Raw genomic sequence first — 18,503 nt, forward strand, 5'->3', positions numbered from 1 at the left:
CTGTTGATGTTGCTGGCGTCCCGCTCAAGGCTAACGAAACCACCGAACTCGGCGGCGGTGAATTTCATAGAATGGAAACAGGCAGATTCTTGATCAGCATCGCACCCAACAGGGTTGGAGCCGATTACCCTCTACACTACTTAGATCACCACCCCGATCCAACTCGAAAATCGTCGAACGAGCGGAGACAGCACTGTGGCTAAAGGCGTAACTGTAAGTGCATGGGTCCCCGACGTGACGTTTTGGGACGACGAGTTTTGGAAACAGTCCGGCGCCGCTGCCGTTCTTCTTCCGGATCGTCTAGACGGCGCTTCCGGCCGTGCGTATTACCAGGAGGACTCTGCTGGGATCGTCAAGGCGGTCAAGCACCGGGGAGGAAGCCTTGCGTTCGCGTTTCCTGGGGACAGGCGCGACTACATAAGTGAGCACGGCGCGGCCGAAGTAGTCACACACATTGGTTTCGCTCTTGTCGACCCGTTGACCTACGACGTTGTGAAGTGGCTAGTCATCGCAGCAGCAATGAAGGCAGGCGCGAGGTTGGGGATCGGTCCGAACGAGGAAAACGCCTCAGCGCCCGTGAGCGTTAAGATTGCTCGCTTGCCAACCAACAGGCAAGGTGGCGTGGTCGCGGAGGGTATCGAAATATCGGGCACGATCGAGGAGGTCGAGCGCACCCTAAGAGCGATAGTTGAGGGAGGGTCCGAGCATGGCGCGGGGACGGGCGGTACGGAAGACGAGTAAGAGTGGTCTGCAGCTACGCGGCTTAGCTATGCGGACAGGCACACCCATTCTCCCCGCGGCTGGGCCCGTACGGGAAGCGGCGCTGCTCCAGGATGGTTGCGCCGCACTAGCCAACTCCCTGCGGAAGTACGGCATCGCGCTCACTGAGCTCGGATGGTCTGTCCTCGGCGATATCGCGGCGATTCCAGACCACGCCTTCTACCGGGACCCGGTGCCGCCAATTCTACTTGGCGGCGGGCTCTCGCCTCCGTCATGGTCGAACGTGGAGCATGCCCTGAAAGTTCATTCCGACAAGGAGACACGGCAGCGAGTCGAATCAAACGCTCGAAATTCCCTGAATTCGGCCGTTGCGGCATTCAATTTCCTTGAAGAGGTCGAGTCGCATTCCGTATTGGCCGAGTTGTCTCATATCCAGGCTCACCGATGTGCAGAACTTGTCGGCCATCTATTTGGATGCCTTTTAAAATATGAGGACGGCTCCTACTGGACCGAGTGTCCGATGCGATTGATGCATTTACGATTCGGCCTATCCGTTGGTCTCCGCACAATTCGCCGATGCTCGATTTGCCGAAATCCCATTGACGATTGTGAACACTTACCCGGCGAAGAATATGAAGTGACGGTGGCTCGACTGCATGATGGATCATGCTCTGTGTGTGGCCGGCGCTCGTGCACGCACCCTGCCGGCGCCAGTGTCTGGACCTACCCACACATCGTTCACAGCGACATCCAACTCGACGAAGTAAGCTGGGTATCCGTACCGCGCGATCCGCTTGCTCGCACCACAGCAATCCGCGTCGATAGGGACCAGATTGAAGGACAGCTTGGTCAGTGTCGAGATGATTCACAAGTCGAGTGTCGTTATTGCGTCGGCCCGTGCCCCGGATTCACGTACCCCTGTTCCTAAAGCACGAGGATCTCCATCGCGGATTCTCGACCGACATGGGGCAATCGGGAATGGCTTACAGCCACCAATCATCCATCCATGCAACGGTCCGGTCCGGTCGTAGAACAGCGCGTTGGACCCGCCCTCCGATCTCGTCCGGCGCCTTGCTGCAAGCGAGTCGGATCGTTTCGTTAGCGAGGTTAAGCATGGCGTCGATAGGGCGATCGGCGTTGCGGGTATTTAGCTTGTCTTCGAGATGTTGTTCCGCGACGGAGTACGGGTCAGACGCGGAGTTAGACTGGGGTGTCCCACGGAGAAGGTACCCCTTCGGGCTGAAGGGCTGTTTGTCGTCCGTCTGAAACTCCTCGGCGATGATGTAGTCGACCGCTTCGAGGATTTGCGAGTGAGCAGAATACCCAACTACAACGAACTGCACCGGTCTTCCTACGTACGTGACGTGATGGGATGCGGGACCGATGCGCTCACTTCCTCGCTCTTCGAGCACGTACGCCAATTTTCTGGCGAAGTCGCGGACTGTCGCCTGCTGAACGTCTGATTGCTGGGCAACCATCTTCTCAACAATGTTTGCGACCGGCACTTTCTTGAAGGTTGCACGTCCGGTAAAGAGAACCGCGACCCTGAACTCAGTCGCCCCCACCGCGCGCGACGCATCTGGCACGAATACGACCTTCCGTGCTTCGTCGTCCTCAATCCCCCGGGAACCATTGTCCGTGTTGGATGTCCGTCCGTCAGATGCCAGGACAACTCCACCATCGGCGCAGATTGCAACAACCACTGTCGTGGCGGGAGCCTATACGTTCGCTTAGGTCGCCTCAGTAAGGCTGCAATCCTGGACCGGGCCCTCAACAACGCACAGAGTCGTCGGGGGGTGTGTCAGACCATCTGGCTAAAGTCTCGTCCGTGACACTCGCAGATGTGACCCGTGAATCCGTACTCAAGGCGATGGGGGAGTACGACGAAATCGGGGCCGAAGCTTTTCTCGACCGGCATGGATTTGCTCCCTCGCGCCTCTACCGCGTTACGCACGAGGGCCGCGAATACGACTCGAAAGCAATCGCCGGGGTCGCCCACGGCTACGCAACCGGCCAAAATTTGATGGCGTCGGAGTTCTCGGGCGGACAGCAAACGGTGGTCGCGACTCTAGAAGCGCTTAACTTCACATTCGCGCCCGCCCAGAGCGCGTCGGCCGATCGGCGGGCGTGGCTGGTCCTCACCAAAACTGAATACCGCCGGATGGGAGGCGGTAACAAGTACGACGACGATGCGGAGTCCCACTACAGCTGGGACAGCAACGTCGCTAATTCGAGGAACATCCGGGTGGGTGACGCGATCGCAGTATGGAATCAGGACGAGCTGATCGGCGCATCGGTCGTGGAGCGAATAGACCCAACCGGCCGCAAGATGAAGCCGATTGGTCACTGTCCCTTCTGCGGTACGTCAAATTATGAGCATCGAAAGACCCTCACCCCTAAATTTCGGTGCAGATGCAAGAAAACCTTCCCTGAACCCGAGTACACAGAGGTCGAGGTCGAGACCTTCCGAAGTACTCACGATCAGGGATGGATTGGCCTAGAAGGCACTCTTTCCGGGCCAGAACTGCGCGCACTGTGCGTGGAGCGCACGTCGCAAAACAGCATTCGTGAGCTTCGGTGGGACGACTTCAAGGCCGCCGTCGAATCGGTGTCACCCGGCCGGCCGCTCATCGTCGTGGAGGCGACCAGCGACCAGATTCAAGGCGGACACACGACCCGTCCCGTTCGTGTTCGACTGGGACAGCCGGCCTTCCGCGCCAAACTTATTCGCAAGTATGGGCTGAACTGCGCTCTCACTGGCCCAGCGCCGAAGGAGGTCCTCGAAGCTTGTCACCTATACAGCTACGCGAAAGTCGGTCAGCACGACGACGAAGGGGGTTTGCTTCTCCGCCGCGATCTACACAGACTTTTCGATGAGGGGCTTGTTGCCATCACGAAGTTGGGGACCATCGACGTCGCCGAAACGATCCGGCAGTACCCGCCCTATGGCGCAATCCACGGGCAAAAACTATCAATCAAACTGACTAAAAGGCAGCGAAATTGGGTGCGGTTGCATTGGGATGAATGGCGAGCGGCAATCGTGGGATGAAGGATCGCGCTGAGCCTGCTAATGAGTGATGCCGCGAACGAAAAACATCATAGATGTCATATCCGCTGTCATCCCCTGTGGCACCCTGCAGAGCTCGTCCAGACATCAAGAGTCCGCGCCTCACGTCGCGGTGGCATCTTGTCCCTTGGGCTCTGTATTGAGCATGGCTCCGGGGTGTACAGGTCGCCATTCGACCGCGCGACAGCCGCGCTGGCAACGTTTTGATCGGCTGAGAATTTTGCAGCCGGGTTACTGCGCGAACTCGGAGTCGGGGTCTGCAAGCTCCCACGGCTCGCGCTTGAACCAACTGAGCAGCGTCTTCAGGCCACTCTCTCGGTACTCTGCAAGATCAAGATCGGTGTCCAAATTGTACTTCTCGACCAGTGCCAGAACCTCAACGCCGATGCGCTTACGAAGCGCAAGCAATGAAACCTTCATTATTTCTTCGTCGTGACCGTAATTGTCGAAGTCATCGGCAAAATCTACGCATGCACGCCGAATCCGACCAATCGACTTACGGGCTTCGTCGCTCCCGGGGAGGTACTGGGCGTTCTTTGCGTACACCCGAATTGAATCGATCGATGTCCGGACGAGGCCCCATTGTTCCGCGTCTACGGGCCGGTACATTGCACGCCTGTCCTGAATAACGCCCACTAGCTCCTGGCAGTACTGAGCATCTGACTTGACGTAAGTTCCCGAGATGCCGCCGCCGGTCGCACTCGCGCTGGCGCCAGTCGGCTTCCACGTCCACTGCCTGTTTGCCACAGTCTCTCCCTGGTTTGCGAGCATTTGGTGTGAATCGGCTGCGGTGCTCGGTGTCACCCTAGCCATTTAACGGATGGATGGTTGGACTTTAACCATGCACCCCCGCTGCGACGCTCAAAGCTGTCGCGTCCACCTGCCGGCAGGGCACTTCGACGAGACTGGAGTTGCACCGCTCTGCGACACATCATGCTGAAGAGGCGTGTATCCCCATCGTCCGAACGGTCACGGCGCGTCGCTCGCAGTCCGGCCCCCGGTACATTGCTGGTTCCCTGAGCATCGCGGGCCTGCCCGTGCCGTTCGAGTTTACTGGCAGGCACGAAAGTTGGACGCAGAGGATCGGCGAAGATTGCCCGTCATGGCGTGTTCAACGACGCCGCCGGAGACGGTTTGCGCACCGGTGCGTTTGGTGATGCCGGACTGAAGGGATGCCCAACCGAACGGCCAGGTTCGGCAACCGCACGTTTGGTGCAGAACGTAGTTTTCATGGCCACCTGGGCACTGAATGTCGCCTCTAGTTGACTTTGCTGTGCCGGTCTTTAGCTGCCCCTGCCCTCCCGGCACAGCCTCGCGTGGCTATGCCGCTCCTGCCGGACGCTCAGCACCAATCCCATCTATAGTGAGTCGATTCTGACCCGGGATCGATCGAAGCAAGCTTGGATGAGGAGAATATGTTCTACATCGAGGAGTTTAAGGTCGAGAACCTAGCCGGACGAAGAGGCACGGTCGAAAGAAAGCTAGATCGGTATACCAACGTCTTCTGGGGGCTAAATGGGTCCGGAAAGACGACCCTCATGTCAATCATAAATTTAGCTCTGCTGAACCGCACAACGGGAATCAGCCGTTTGCCATTTGAGGCCGCGGACATAGTCCTGCGGAATGAAGAGTTGGGAATTCGACTCACCCGATCATTCAAGAAATCAAAAGATCAGGCGCAGCCACAAGACGCGGATGATGATTCCTCCGAGGATTATTCAATTAGTCCAGACGTCTCAATCTCCGACGATTTAATTCTCGAAGAAAGCGCGAAGGAGAAAGGGACGTGGTCAAATTCAATCGAATTCTCAGGCGGTGCATCGGATAACGACGACAGGCTCAAGAACTGGCTTGATCGGCGACCGAGGGTCGCACATCTCTACCTTCCGATTACTAGAATTTCAGAAGGCATCTTAGCGCGGTATCCACCTAATCGTGACCCGCGACTGCGAGATTCAGAAGTTGATCCTGTCGACACGCGATTCGTTAATCAGGTTAGCAGGGCGTGGTCGTTTTACAGTTCGAAGAGCAACGCCCGAATTCGAGACGTACAGCAAGAAGGTCTCGCCGAAGTACTCGCTATTCTATTCGGCGGGCGAGTTTCGGGAAACTTGGACCAAAGTACGCAAATAAAGGCAGAAGACTCTCACGCGCTCGTCAAATCCTTCCTGGGCGAGAACAACATTCGGCTCGATATCAGCAAGGGGATGTTCATCGAGAGGTATCAGAAATCCCGCGAACACCGGGCCGTTGTGGGAAAGATCGAGGAAGTGCGGGAAAAGGTCGATTACATCCTTCGGCCCCAAAAAGAGCTTCAATCCGTAATTGATGAAATGTACCTGGGGAACAAGCACTTAGTGCTGAATAAGTCACCTCAACGAGCAATGCGCCCGTTCGGAGATTCGATAGAAATTACTGTCGACGGCACTCAAGTGCCATTATGGGCACTGTCTTCAGGCGAGAAGCAACTGCTCCAGCTTCTACTTCAAGTCCTATCTGCGGGGAAGTCAATCGTCATGATCGACGAGCCTGAAATCTCCCTCCATGTGGACTGGCAGGAAAGGGTGGTTAACTCAATGCACCGCATCAATCCGGATGCTCAGCTTCTCCTTGCAACACACTCTCCGGAGGTCATGGTCGACGTGGAAGACGAATGCGTGTTCGAGCTGTGACTGAGAACCACAAGATCAAGCGTGATATCCGTGCATTCCGAAATCGAATCCGGATGAGCCCGAAGCGGCTTTGGCTGCTCGTTGAGGGGAAAGCGCACGACAGAACTTTCTACGAGAATGTCGTAGAATCGTCAACTTCTCTCCCGTCGTCCAGGTATGAAGTCCGTCTTGGTGAGCAAGTCACTGTCGACGGCGTATCAGCCGGCGGCAAGCCCCATTTGCTCAAGGTGTTCCGGATATTTCAGGAGAACGACTGGCTGGAGCAGTCTAACCGTAGGGGCAAGGTAACTGTAGTATTCTGCCTCGACAAAGATGTCGATGACTTCCAAGGGCGCGTTGTCTCGAATGATCACGTTCTGTACACCAAGAATGCCGATGTCGAAGCGGAGATCTTGCATTATAGCGATGTGCCACGAGCAATTAGTTTTTCGCATGGCATTGGATATAGCGCCGCAAAGAAAATCCTCGCGGGAGATAATTCAGTGCCCGAGAGATTAATGGCCGTCTGGGAGAACTGGATCCGATTACGATTATTGGCCATTGCATGCGGTTATTCGGGGTCGGGTCGTTTTGGTCAACCCTCAGTCGTGAATCGAAACTATTATGAAGAATTCGACAGCGCGGCGGAGGAAGCGATTCGGTCGGAGATTAAATCCTGCACCTCGGAGGAGGTCTGGCGTAACGCGACCTACGAAGTAGATGAGTTCATCAACAGACTGAAGACTGAAGGCTCATTTTCATCGCTCATCAGCGGGAAACAGGTTTCTTCCTATGTCGTCTACCTGACTAAGAAGGCGATCTCAGATGTGATTATTCGAAGCAAGATCACCCCGCAAGAAATCACTATTTCATGCTTCGCTCGACTAGATTTCGATGGGCGGTGGGTTGAGCATTACAGGTTCCAGCTCAACAGGGCGCTGCGCGTGTCCACACAGCGAGACCATCGCCGGATGACTATCGACCACTCTGTTCAGCAAAGTGAAAACGTCGATCGTCTTGGATCTTCGTAGAAGAGCGGGAGCAAACGGGCGAACCGTTTGAGTCCCCTAATATTCTTCGTTGTGTGGGTGGTGGCGGAGCTGTAGTTCTCTGGGTCTTGAGCAAGGGTGGCGGCGAATTCTTTTGGAATCTGCGAGACCAGTTTTCACGAAGTTGCATGAACGCATGGGCTGCATCTTTACTCTTTGCCCAGGTAAGCAGGATCGTGCCCCGTTAATTTCCGATAGCCAGCCACTGCGCCTCCTCTCCGTCTCGGTAGATCTCCAGCTCCCGCAAGAACCAGTCGTCTTGGTTGCCCTGCGTGTTTCGTCCACGCTTGTGTTGACGCCAGCAGGGCGGTGGTCGGTCCCCGCAAAGTTGACACGTCGTTAGTTGGATCACTAATGCGCAAAGCATTTCTGGCGCATGCGACTTTTCTCGGGCACCGGGCAGGCCGCGACCTCCGCCCTATGCTTCCGCCATGGTGGAAATTGTCGAGATGTCGGTTGGTGGCGAAGCGGCGGACGGTGAGGTGTCGTGGACGTCAGCCGCTATGCCCGTCGAGAAGCGGTTCAGCCGCCATGCTTTGGGGAACCACCATCAGGAGAATTTGCAGCTGTTCTCGTTTCTGTCCGCTGCGACGCTGCAAGGGTTGCTTCCGGATCAGGCGATAGCTGTCCACACTCCTGTTCCTGACCCACCGGACCGCCGAATCGAGATGCGCAGCGGAGCATTCCCGGTGGAGCTGACCATCCTCACGCTGGGGCACGACCGTAGTCGGATCGCCGCCGTTCGCAAGATCGGCCGGGACCTCACCGCGCGGTTGCAAGCCGATTCCACTGCCTATCCGCATCTTGAGGGCATGCAGGTGCTCGTCGCCGACCAGCGCGGAGACCGCGAACGGTTCCCGAAGCCGAGGAAGAACGACCGCATCCTCGACGACATGCTCGCCGCTTTGACCCCGGAAGTCGGTTTCGTCGAACGCGCGACGACGTTTACGACACTGCCTGATCAATTCGCACCCTCTGACTACACGCGCGGTCGTGTCGAGGTCCGTGGCCACAGCTTGGAAGTTCACCGGTCCCCGTTCGGACCGGGACTGCCGTATGCGACCGGCAAGGCTCAAGTGACGGTCACCATGGGCGAGGCGCAGGCGCAGCTGCGGAAGCAGATCGCCGACAAGGACAAGCCGACGAACAAAACAGTCCTGATCACTACCGGCGCACCCGATTCGTTCGGGATGGTCTGTGAGTTCGACGTTCACCTGTTCGAGCTGATCCAGCAGTACGGGGCGGGCGACGACTTTGAGCCGCCCGAACACATCGACACCATCGTGCTTCATCACTGGGGGCATGAAAACATCCACTTCTTGTACCTGAGGGAAGGCTGCGAGACACCTTTCACCTTCGGGTCGCCGGCCAGCTGACCGGCGGTCTGCGCGGTCAGGTCGTCCGCGCGGAGTGCACGACCTCCGCTGTGGTGGGGTGGCCGTCGATTCGGGCGGGGCGGAATCGGGTCAGCAGCAAGGTGCCGGTGTGGTGTTGTCTCCGCCAGGCGGGGCAGGTGGCGGCGTGGGTGAGGGGGACGCGCACGTAGCCGTAGGGGTCGATGGTGGGTTGCCCGAATGTGCCGGTGCAGTCGGCACATCCGGGAACGTTGTCGGCGCAGAACACTTCGATGCGGGGTGTGCGGGTGGGCATGAGTGCTCCTGGTGGTCGTTTTCGGGGCTGTGCGCCTCGTGGACGGTCTGGTGGGGGTTGGGGGGGTCAGTGGATGGGCGACGGGGTTCGGACGCTCAGACGGGGCGGTTTCGGTGTGGCAGTTCGATGCCGGGCCAACGCGTTCCTACGAAGTCGCCGTACCGGTGTGGGTCGTCGTCTTCGCTTACCGGTTCGATCTCACCGGTGACTGGGTTGAGGTGTCCTAGGACGGTTCGGGTTTCGCCGCATTCGTCGCCGCTCACCGCTCGCTGGATGAGTACGCACGGTGCTGGCAGTGTCTGGATTTCATCGGTGTCGGTGTCTTTGAGGTCGACGGTGACGCCGGGCGGCAGTGGGGTGGCGCTGACGGTCTGCCAGATGAGCATGAATTGTCCTTCCGTTGGTCTTCTGCGGAATGCCGTTCCGAGCGTTCCGCTCCTAGGGAGGCGGAACGTCGGGACAGTACGGTTTTTCGCTTCGTTCCGGATCGTTCCGCGGAACGGTTTTAGGTGGCCTGAGCTGCGAAGATGCGTCGATACTCGGTGAGCGTTCCGAGCCGTTCCGACCGTTCCGTGGAACGGTTGATTTTCGAGGGTGCTCGGAACGGTGTTTCGAGCCGTTCCGGGACGCTCGCGGAACGGCTCGGAACGTTCCGAGCGGGTTGTCATTCGAGTGCCTTCGGGGTGTCCCCGGCGGGTGTGATGTCGCGGTCCTTTCGGTGCCTGAGGGCGCTTGCGATGAGGTTGGAGTTGGCCGGTTTGCCGTTATCCTTCAGAAGCTTCTTCGCTTCGGCGTTGCTGATGGTGTTGTCGGCTCCGAGGGCGTCGAGACCGGCGTTGATGGTGTCGACTTCGGTGCCGACTGCGTGGATTCCGCCCCATTCGATGGCTCCGGCTCCTGTCTTCCCTGCGCGCAGCACATGCCCGAGGGGTCCGTCGGTGCGGCGGAGGTTGATTCGGTCGGCGTGGAAGGCCATACGGGACCGTTCCAGGGTGAGGGTGAGCGCGTTCCGGTCCCGGTCCTCGGTGGTCAGCACCCAATGGGTGTCGAGGTCGGACATTTTCGCGGACGAACCGCGTGCACCTCGGGCTTCGTCTTTGCCGGTGTGGTCGAGTCGGATGATCGTCAGGTCGGGTCGCTGGTCGCGGATCGGTGTGATAGCGAGACGGTAGAAGTCCAGCCACGGCGTCGAACTGTTCTCTTCGCCGACAACGGTGCGCGAGACGGTGTCGATGACCAGCACATCTGGCTTGTATGCGTCGAGGAGCCGGTGCAGTGCGTCAGCCCCTCGTGGGGTGTTCATCGGTTCGAGCGTCGGGAACTGCACAACCTTGAGGGTGTCGCCGATGGTGGCCGGGAATCTCATGTTGGTGAGCTGGGTGTGCAGCCACAGCGCGCCGTTTTCGAAGTCGATGTACAGGACGGTGAGTGGGTCGAATGTGCGGGTGTGGTCGAGGGCGGACCGCCCGAGTGCCCAATGCCCGACCAGCCAGTACGCGAGGATCGACTTTCCGGTTTTCGCGGCGGCGGTGAGGCCGTAGTAGACACCTCGGGCGATGACGCCCTCTTCGAGCCAGTTGGGCGGCTCGGGCGGTGACGCCATGAGGGCGGCGATGTCGACGGCCGGGTACCGGGTGAGAGTGGCGTTGTTGCGGATCTCGTCTTCTTCGGCGGCGTTGAGTGCGTCGACTGCGGCGAGTGGGGGTCCGGTGAAGCCGATTTCGTCGTCGGCGATGCCGTCCGGCGTCTCTTCCGTGGGCGGGGCAGTCATCGGGCACGTCCTTCTGAATTGAAGCGGTATTTGCTAGATGCGGGGCTGTGACCTGTGATTACAGCCATAGGCTTGTGATCATTCGCCGCTGCCCTGTGTCGATTTCGGTGCGAACTTTCTCGATGGCACCGGTGAGGATTCGCGCGGATTCGTTGATGCCTTTCCGCTCGTCGTTGTCGTTCCTGCGGAGTGCGATGAACTCTTGGAGGACCATGTGGATGGCGTGGCCGCCCCCGGCGTTGCCGGGGTGTTCGTGGTCGCCGACGGCAAGGTTGAGCAGGTGCCAGACGGCGTCGCGGGTGGTGGGGTACCGCCCCGCACCGGAGTGGAGGGTGGCGATGTGCTTTTCCACCTGCGCCTGCAGGAATGTGCCGGGTTCGTCGTCCCAACCGGTGATGTTGGCGGCGCACCAGGCGAGCGCTTCGCTGGGGTCGGCGTGGCCGATACCTGAGTCCGATTGCCTGGCGGCGCGGACCCTTGAGATCGGGACGGCGTTGTCGGACAGCATCTGCACCCACCGGTCGGGGAGTGTGGGCAGGTCGGCGGTTCGGGGCGGGAGTAGGCCGGGCTCGGTGGTTCCGTCGGGCCGGTACCAGGCGTATGCCATGCCGTCGACGACGCTGGGGTGCACGACGGCGTATCGGGTATGCCATTGGACGATCTCGACACCGGGCAGCGGTGTGTCTTTGAGTCGTGGGATTTGGCCCCTACGCTCGCATTTTGTGAGCAGCCACTGCGGCAGCCGGTAAAAGTAGATCGCGGTGCGCGTCGGTCCAGTGAGGGCTTGGGGGCCTCGGCGGGTGCTGTACCAGGTGGGGGGCAGCGCGATGCCCGTCGACTGCTCGCGGTGGGTGATGAACTGTCCGCCGACCTTCGTGACGCCGTTCTTCTCGTACGAGTCGATGTCGATTCCAACGACGCCGTAGCTGACGCGAGTTCCGAGGTTCTGGCCGTCGACGAGGCTGGCGTGGTGCGCTCGGACCTCCGCTAGGTTCTTCGGCTGGCGGTAGCCAATCCAGCCGGTCGGTGGTGGGCTTTTTTTATCGGCCGGGAGGCCGAAGTCGAGCCACCCGGTTCTCAGTGCGTGCGTGGCGATGCGCTGGATTTCTGGGATAATCACGGTGGATGCCTTTCGAAGGGGTTTGGTTGTCCTAGCGGGTCTGATCCGCCGGTCGTGGGGACCGGCGGATTTCCCGTTTTCAGCGCTCCCCGTTGAGGACTCTCTCGACGTCATCGAGGCTCAGCCCGTATCCGCCCGGCAGCCGATGAGCCCGCAATCCGCCAGTTGCGGCGTCGACGAGGTGGTAGGTCCCGTAGTCGGTGGCGCGCGGGTCGCGGCGGCGGGTCTTCTCCATGCGGAGTCCTTGGCGGACGGCGGCGCGGCGGAGTCGGGTTTCACGGGTGCTGAGTGCGGTGAGTGCGTTGACGGTCATTTCCGTTGTCTCCTCGGATGTTTGGGTGCTGGTCTGTGTAGTTGTAGCTGCAGCAAAACAGTACATCGTTACCTTTGCTAACGAAAGCCCTGACCTGCGGCTTTTATGTCACGGTCTGACAGATGCGTTGTGTCGTAGGTTGTTTCAACTGGGGTGAGCTGCGGCGAAGGGTCGTGACGTGTGAAATCCCCCGCCGTAGCAGGGGATTCGTTCACCGTTTGTTTACACAGTAGGTGGGGCGTGGTCGGTGCTTTGAGGGTTGTCGGGTCCTCGCATCTGAAGGTTGTCGGGGGTGATCACAGTGGCGCGATGCCCTCGCCCGCTGGTGCCCCGTGCCCGGACGACGCCGGGGGTGGGATACCCGCCGAAGGGCGTACGGCGGGGGCCTTGTTTGAACTTCAGCGCGCGGGTTGCGCCCGGTTGCGATGCTGGTCGGGGGTGGGTTCGTCGCTGGTCATGCGCAGGACTCCTTCGTGGTGGCGAACACGCCAAACGGTTCGAACTCGGCGGGGACCGGGGGCAGTTCGGCCGGTGTTTTCGACTTCATTCGGATGACGACGGGGTCCGGTGATTCGCCACGGCCAACGGCCGCCTCATACTTGGCGACTTCGAGGGCGAGGCGTGTTCGGACCCGTGACCGCATCCTGGCCGCGTTCGCGCAGCGGCGGCACCGCCGGTGTCCGGCGGTGGTGAAGATCAGATCGTCACCGGCGAGGAGGTGCCCGTTGCGGCATTCGACTGTCAGTGCCTGGCGGGCGCTGACACCGAGCCGGACGTTCTCCTGGTCGGTGATCATTCGAATGTGGCCGGGGTTCACGCAGCCGTCGGGTCCGCGTTCGCACTCGTGGTGGGCGACCAGGGCGGGGTCGTCGTACCGGCCGGTCAGCACAACCGCGAGGCGGTGGGCGTTCACGAATCTGCCGTTGAGGTAGGCGCGTGCGTACCCGAACCGGTCGGTTGCGCCGGTCCACCACCAGCATGGTGTTCCGGTGTGCGGATTGGGGACTGCGTCAACCGTGCGTTTCGCGAGGAATCGGCGTATGGCCTGCGTCTTCTCGACGGCGGATAGTGCCTGGTAGTGGTCGTGGTAGCTGTCCTTCGGGGTGCTCACCGGGCACCCCCGAACTGTGTTCCCCCCGCGAACGCCGACACCATCAGGGCTGCGTGGAGCCGGGAGCGGACCCGGTCGGTGGTTGTGAGCACGGGGTGGACGAGACCGACGGCGATGCGGCCGTCTCCGAGTGCCTTCGTCACCGCGAGTTCGTAGCCCGGACGATCAGCGAAGACCTCGGGAAACCAGGTAGCCGCGACGCCGTACTCGGCACGGAGGGCGTCGACGAGATCGCTCGCCGCGAACGCCGGACCGGCCGCGCGGACTTCCGTGGTTCCGACCAGCTCAAGTTTGCCGGTGTCGAGCGACGCCAGGTAGACGGATGTGGCGAGTTCGAAACGTTCAGCGGCCATTTTTATGGACTCCTTCGATGCGGGCAGGGCGCGGCGTCATCGCGGCGAGCAGCAGCTCACCGAACAGGTCGGGTGCGTCGGGGTGGGGGCGGCGAATCAGCTTCGCCATGGTTGCCCGGAGTGCGCTGGCTGTAGAATTCACGTGCTTGTCCTCTCGGTGGTTCGGGAGTTCAAAGGGCGGGTGGCCCTGCGTGACGCCGTCGGATTTGTCCGGCGGCGTTTCGTATTTGTGCGGCAGCCGGTTAGTCGGTGCCGCCTTCGAGGAATGCGGCGACTTCGTCGGCCCGGTACTTCCAGCGCCGCCCGACGCGGGTGGCGCGCGGTCCTTTGCCTTCGCTGCGCCAGCGGCGCAAAGTGCTGTCGCTGAGGTGTGCGGCCTCCGCGAATTCCTTGGCGGGGATGTATCTCGGAACGCCGGTGGTGTGGCCCATCTTCTGCTCGTTTCTGCTCGCGCGCTCTTGCTTGGTCGTGGCCGACTCTAAGCACCCATCGGCCGTTCGCTGAGTGTCGGACCGTGGCACAACTTCGCAGGTCAGAGATAGTTTTCTGCAACTATCGGCAAATAGCCGGGTCAGCGCGGGTTTTGTTCTCCGAGGAGCCTGAGCGCAGGTGTGACCAGCATCACACCGAACGGGACTGGGTCGGTGTCGGACCTGCTACCTTTTCGACGATAATTAGACGTGCAGGACCGCTTGTGAAGCCGCGCCACTCACCCGCAGGAGCACCCACCATGGCTGGACGCCCGCCCCTCGAAATCGGGAAACACGGCACTATCAAACGAACAAAGTTGGCACCCAATGAGTGGCGCGCCCGGTGCAGGTATCGGGGGCTTGATGGTGTCGTGCGCTCCCTGCAGCGCGACACCCCCGCAGAGGAGAAGGACCCCCGGGGAGCGATAGCTGAGAAGGCGCTGACGGATGCCCTGGCCGAAGTCCTCGGGTTCGACGGCCACGGCAGCAAAGTGTCTCCGAAGACTGAACTGAAGACGCTCGCCGAGTTGTATGTCGACGACCCTAAAAGGGCTGACCATGCGCTACGGACCCGCGACACCTACGCCCGCGTGATCCGACTGCTACTGCCCCGGCTCGGCAGCATCCGGGTAGGGGAGGCGACCCCCCGGCGGCTCGGCCGCATCCTCGACGACCTGGCGTCCGACCACGGCCAAACCACCGCCAAACAAGCCAAAACCATTCTGACCAGTATGTTCGCAATCGCGGTCCGGGAGGGGGCGGTGCCCCGCAACCCGGTCCGGGACGTCGAACAAATCAAGGTGAAGCCGACCACGGCCAAGGGTGCGACCCGGGCGCTCACCGGCCCCGAACTGGCCCAACTGCTGCACGACCTGAAGCACTCCAGCGCACCGCTGCCCCCACTGAAGGGCGCGAAGAAGGACACCACCACCCGCACCGTGGCGCAGTGGGCGCGCGACGTCGACCTGGTCGACCCCATCATCATGTTGGCCGGAACCGGGCTGCGCCGCTCCGAGCTGCTGGGCCTCCGCTGGGACGACTACGACCCCGAGGCGGGAACGATCACCGTCGCAGGGCATGTCGTTCGGGGGAGTGGCGCAGGTCTGATCCGGGAAGACATCACGAAAACGCGCAGCTCGGGACGAGCCATCGTGCTCCCCGGCTTCGCCGTCGACATGCTCGAAAGGCGGCGCGGTGAAATCCACCCCGTCGACGCCGACATCGACAACGTGATCTTCCCGAGTGTCGCCGGGACCTACCGGGACCCCGACAACTTCGCCGGGCAGTGGCGGCGGGTCCGGGGCGTCCTCGGGTTCGGATGGCTCGGCACCCACGGCTTCCGTAAGACAGTCGCCACGCTCCTGGACGATGCCGGTCTGTCCGCCCGGGTCGGTGCCGACGTCCTCGGCCACGCCAACACCTCGATGACGCAGGACAAGTATCACGCCCGGAAGCGGGTCCATAAGCTCGCCGCCCAAGCGTTGGATGACGCCATCGCGCCCATAAAAGGCGAATAAACGTGGGATCGGCTTATTTGTTGCCATCTAACGCTCATGTGCGAGGCCCTGACCTGCAGCTTTGGTGCCCCCGGCAGGATTCGAACCTGCGACCAAGAGATTAGAAGGCTCTTGCTCTATCCCCTGAGCTACGGAGGCGCGCAGCAAATATTACCTGCCGCCCCGAGCGCTCCGACCGGGGCTGTGGTCTCCGCGTCACGAGCCCAGGGCTGCCGCGGAGAGCAGAAGTCCCGCCAGGACGAGCTCGACCACGAAGTAGAACCACACGGGGTAGAAGCGGGTCGGCCGGTCGGCGACGGCCGACACGATCCGGCCGAACGCCATCCCCAGCAGGGCGACGGCCACGGTCACCGAGGCGACGGATCGGATGCCGTATGCGTCGAAAGCCGCGAAGACCAGCAGGGCCGCCACCGCCACACCGAAGCCGCCGTAGACCGCGCGCACCTCGGCGCGGGAGGTCGGCGAATCCGCGGACAGACCGAACGGGGCGACCAGCCGGGCCGGCGCGGCGAGCCCGTACACACCCATGCCCGCGAAGAACAGCGCCACCGCGATGATCAGAAACTCAGCCATCTCAGCCTCTCGTTCCCTCGGGACAGGTCCCTGTCGACGGTAACCGGAACGGCGACGGAACCCTCGCGTCTCCGACGGCCTGTCGTAGGTCCTACCCTTGATGTATGGCTACACCCCAGCTCGCGGCGTCCGACCCGGCATCGAAACCCCCGAATCACGCCGATTCGACCGCCCTGTTCGTCGTCGGCGGACTCATCGCCGGTTTGGTTGCGGCAATCGTCGTCGGACTTTCCGCTGCTCAGGCGCTCGTGCTGCTGGGAATTCCGGATCCCGGACCGATCACCACCTACGGACTGCCTGCGATGCGCGCCGTGTCGGAGATCGCTGCCGTCATCACCATCGGATCGCTGCTGCTCGCGGCGTTCTTCGTGCCGCCGCAGAAATCCGGGGTCCTGGACGTGGACGGCTACCGCGCGGTCCGGACCGCGTCGTACGCCGCGATCGTGTGGGCCGCGACCGCCCTCGTCCTGGTCCCGTTGACGTTGTCGGACACGTCCGGGCAACCCTTCGCCGAGGCGGTAAAACCGGCCAACATCTTCAACTCGATCGATCAGGTCGAACTCGCCGGCGCCTGGCGCTGGACCGCGATCATCGCGATCGTCCTCGCTATCGCATCCCGGCTCGTGCTGCGCTGGTGGTGGACGCCGATCCTCCTGGTCGTCGGCATCCTCGGACTGATGCCGCTCGCGTTGACGGGTCACTCGTCCTCGGGCGGTTCGCACGACATGGCGACGAACAGTCTGATCCTCCACCTCGTCGCGGCCTCGCTGTGGGCAGGCGGCCTGTTCGCTCTCCTCGCCCATGCGCGCAGGCGCGGCGCCTACACCGATGTGGCGGCGCGGCGGTTCTCCGCGGTCGCGACGGTCTGCTTCGTCGTCATGGCGATCAGTGGTGTGGTGAACGCGCTCGTTCGCGTTCAGATCGGTGACCTCGTCGACACGACATACGGACGCCTCGTGGTCGCGAAGATCGTGGCGCTCGGCATCCTGGGCGTTTTCGGCTGGGCGCAGCGTCGACGAGCGCTCCCCGCGCTGCAGAGGGACCCGGCCGGCCGCGGCAACCTGATCCGTTTCGCCGGCGCGGAGGCCATGGTCTTCGCCGCCACGATCGGTCTTGCCGTCGGGCTCGGTCGCACACCCCCGCCCCCGCCGTCCGCGGCGCCCACCCTCACGGAGGTGGAACTCGGCTACAACCTGGCGGGGCCGCCGACGTTCGCGCGGCTGATGCTGGACTGGCGATTCGACCTCCTCTACGGCACCGCCGCGATCGTGCTGGCCGTCGTCTACGCGGTCGGATTACGCAAGCTTCGGCGTCGCGGCGACAGCTGGCCGGTCGGTCGGACCATTGCGTGGATGTGCGGATGTGTGGTGCTCCTGGTCGCGACGTCCTCGGGTGTCGGCCGCTACTCGCCGGCAGTGTTCAGCGTGCACATGGGCGCCCACATGGCGCTGTCCATGCTGGCGCCGGTTCTTCTGGTGCTGGGTGCTCCGATCACGCTCGCCCTGCGCGCCCTCGATCCGGCGGGCAAGAAGGGTGTGCCGGGGCTGCGTGAGTGGATCCTGACCGCGCTGCACAGCCCGTTCTCCCGATTCATCACCCACCCCGTGGTCGCTGCGGTGCTGTTCGTGGGCGGCTTCTACGCCCTGTACCTCGGCGGGATCTTCGAGGCCGCGGTCGACTCGCACTCCGCGCACGTCCTGATGAACCTGCACTTCCTGCTGAGCGGCTACCTCTTCTACTGGGTCGCGATCGGTATCGACCCGTCGCCACGCAAGCTGCAACCGGTGACGAAGCTCGCGATGGTCTTCGGCTCTCTCCCGTTCCACGCCTTCTTCGGTGTCGCGCTGATGAGCATGGGCGCCGTGATGGGCGAGTGGTACTACCGATCGCTCGGACTCGGCTGGAACGCCGACCTGGTGGGCGACCAGCAGCTCGGCGGCAGCATCGCCTGGGCCACCGGTGAGATTCCCCTGGTACTCGTGATGATGGCCTTGCTCATCCAGTGGTCCCGCAGCGACAGCCGCACGGCGCGGCGGGTCGACCGGGCCGCGGACCGCGACGACGATGCGGATCTGGCGGCGCACAACGCGATGTTCGCGGAACTGGCGCGACGGGACCGAGAAGCCGGACACTGACCG

At 61.7% G+C, this 18,503-nt stretch carries 19 protein-coding genes and 1 tRNA gene; 7 read left to right on the forward strand and 13 right to left on the reverse strand.

Annotation, left to right across the window (positions count from 1 at the left end; all coding sequences use genetic code 11):
• Positions 1–195: 195 nt before the first annotated feature.
• Positions 196–741, forward strand: a complete 546-nt coding sequence (locus ACFVJ3_RS11420) for a hypothetical protein (protein ID WP_378452150.1) — start codon at positions 196–198, stop codon at positions 739–741.
• 962 nt (positions 742–1,703) lie between these two features.
• Here ACFVJ3_RS11420 and ACFVJ3_RS11425 read toward each other — a convergent pair.
• Positions 1,704–2,423: a hypothetical protein gene (locus tag ACFVJ3_RS11425; RefSeq protein ID WP_378452151.1), complete on the reverse strand. Its 720-nt coding sequence runs from the start codon at positions 2,421–2,423 to the stop codon at positions 1,704–1,706.
• Between the two features lie 125 nt (positions 2,424–2,548).
• Between ACFVJ3_RS11425 and ACFVJ3_RS11430 the strand changes: the two genes are divergently transcribed.
• The gene (locus tag ACFVJ3_RS11430) at positions 2,549–3,769 is read left to right on the forward strand and encodes an HNH endonuclease (protein WP_378452152.1); all 1,221 of its coding nucleotides are present in this window, start codon (positions 2,549–2,551) and stop codon (positions 3,767–3,769) included.
• A gap of 249 nt (positions 3,770–4,018) precedes the next feature.
• Here ACFVJ3_RS11430 and ACFVJ3_RS11435 read toward each other — a convergent pair whose 3' ends face one another.
• Complete coding sequence (locus ACFVJ3_RS11435; protein ID WP_378452153.1) at positions 4,019–4,534, reverse strand: hypothetical protein; 516 nt, start codon at positions 4,532–4,534, stop codon at positions 4,019–4,021.
• A gap of 653 nt (positions 4,535–5,187) precedes the next feature.
• On the opposite strand from ACFVJ3_RS11435, the gene ACFVJ3_RS11440 reads away from it, so the two are divergent.
• From ACFVJ3_RS11440 to ACFVJ3_RS11450, 3 genes are all read left to right on the forward strand, one after another.
• Complete coding sequence (locus tag ACFVJ3_RS11440) at positions 5,188–6,459, forward strand: AAA family ATPase (RefSeq protein WP_378452154.1); 1,272 nt, start codon at positions 5,188–5,190, stop codon at positions 6,457–6,459.
• Entirely contained in the window at positions 6,456–7,469 is a 1,014-nt protein-coding gene (locus tag ACFVJ3_RS11445) for a hypothetical protein (RefSeq protein ID WP_378452155.1), read from the forward strand. The genes ACFVJ3_RS11440 and ACFVJ3_RS11445 overlap by 4 nt, the downstream gene beginning before the upstream one ends.
• 449 nt (positions 7,470–7,918) lie before the next feature.
• A complete protein-coding gene (locus ACFVJ3_RS11450) occupies positions 7,919–8,863 on the forward strand; it encodes a hypothetical protein (RefSeq protein WP_378452156.1) in 945 nt (314 codons plus the stop codon).
• 16 nt (positions 8,864–8,879) lie between these two features.
• Here the strand turns inward: ACFVJ3_RS11450 and ACFVJ3_RS11455 are convergent, their stop codons facing one another.
• From ACFVJ3_RS11455 to ACFVJ3_RS11495, 9 genes are all read right to left on the reverse strand, one after another.
• On the reverse strand, positions 8,880–9,137 hold the full coding sequence (locus ACFVJ3_RS11455) for a hypothetical protein (RefSeq protein ID WP_378452157.1): 258 nt from the start codon (positions 9,135–9,137) through the stop codon (positions 8,880–8,882).
• A 95-nt stretch (positions 9,138–9,232) separates the two neighbouring features.
• Positions 9,233–9,523, reverse strand: coding sequence for a hypothetical protein (locus ACFVJ3_RS11460; RefSeq protein ID WP_378452158.1), 291 nt, complete (start codon positions 9,521–9,523; stop codon positions 9,233–9,235).
• 278 nt (positions 9,524–9,801) lie between these two features.
• Entirely contained in the window at positions 9,802–10,908 is a 1,107-nt protein-coding gene (locus ACFVJ3_RS11465) for an AAA family ATPase (RefSeq protein ID WP_378452159.1), read from the reverse strand.
• Between the two features lie 58 nt (positions 10,909–10,966).
• Positions 10,967–12,028, reverse strand: a complete 1,062-nt coding sequence (locus ACFVJ3_RS11470; protein WP_378452160.1) for a hypothetical protein — start codon at positions 12,026–12,028, stop codon at positions 10,967–10,969.
• Positions 12,029–12,107: 79 nt separating this feature from the next.
• A complete protein-coding gene (locus ACFVJ3_RS11475) occupies positions 12,108–12,341 on the reverse strand; it encodes a hypothetical protein (protein ID WP_378452161.1) in 234 nt (77 codons plus the stop codon).
• 454 nt (positions 12,342–12,795) lie between these two features.
• Positions 12,796–13,452 carry a hypothetical protein gene (locus tag ACFVJ3_RS11480; protein ID WP_378452162.1) on the reverse strand — a complete coding sequence of 219 codons (657 nt, stop codon included), beginning with the start codon at positions 13,450–13,452 and terminating at the stop codon, positions 12,796–12,798.
• Positions 13,449–13,805, reverse strand: a complete 357-nt coding sequence (locus ACFVJ3_RS11485) for a hypothetical protein (protein ID WP_378452163.1) — start codon at positions 13,803–13,805, stop codon at positions 13,449–13,451. Before ACFVJ3_RS11485 ends, ACFVJ3_RS11480 begins: the two co-directional genes overlap by 4 nt.
• A complete protein-coding gene (locus ACFVJ3_RS11490; RefSeq protein WP_378452164.1) occupies positions 13,795–13,947 on the reverse strand; it encodes a hypothetical protein in 153 nt (50 codons plus the stop codon). The genes ACFVJ3_RS11485 and ACFVJ3_RS11490 overlap by 11 nt, the downstream gene beginning before the upstream one ends.
• Before the next feature lie 100 nt (positions 13,948–14,047).
• A complete protein-coding gene (locus ACFVJ3_RS11495) occupies positions 14,048–14,236 on the reverse strand; it encodes a helix-turn-helix transcriptional regulator (protein ID WP_378452165.1) in 189 nt (62 codons plus the stop codon).
• A gap of 410 nt (positions 14,237–14,646) precedes the next feature.
• On the opposite strand from ACFVJ3_RS11495, the gene xerC reads away from it, so the two are divergent.
• Positions 14,647–15,792, forward strand: a complete 1,146-nt coding sequence (gene xerC / locus ACFVJ3_RS11500) for a tyrosine recombinase XerC (protein ID WP_378452166.1) — start codon at positions 14,647–14,649, stop codon at positions 15,790–15,792.
• 62 nt (positions 15,793–15,854) lie between these two features.
• Here the strand turns inward: xerC and ACFVJ3_RS11505 are convergent.
• Together ACFVJ3_RS11505 and ACFVJ3_RS11510 are read right to left on the reverse strand one after the other, a co-directional pair.
• A tRNA-Arg gene (locus tag ACFVJ3_RS11505) sits at positions 15,855–15,930 on the reverse strand.
• A gap of 57 nt (positions 15,931–15,987) precedes the next feature.
• The gene (locus ACFVJ3_RS11510) at positions 15,988–16,365 is read right to left on the reverse strand and encodes a DUF4345 domain-containing protein (RefSeq protein WP_378452167.1); all 378 of its coding nucleotides are present in this window, start codon (positions 16,363–16,365) and stop codon (positions 15,988–15,990) included.
• Positions 16,366–16,469: 104 nt separating this feature from the next.
• On the opposite strand from ACFVJ3_RS11510, the gene ACFVJ3_RS11515 reads away from it, so the two are divergent.
• Positions 16,470–18,500: a cytochrome c oxidase assembly protein gene (locus ACFVJ3_RS11515; RefSeq protein WP_378452168.1), complete on the forward strand. Its 2,031-nt coding sequence runs from the start codon at positions 16,470–16,472 to the stop codon at positions 18,498–18,500.
• Positions 18,501–18,503 lie beyond the last annotated feature (3 nt).

The organism is Rhodococcus sp. NPDC127593, from assembly GCF_042671975.1.
GTDB lineage: Bacteria > Actinomycetota > Actinomycetes > Mycobacteriales > Mycobacteriaceae > Rhodococcus_F.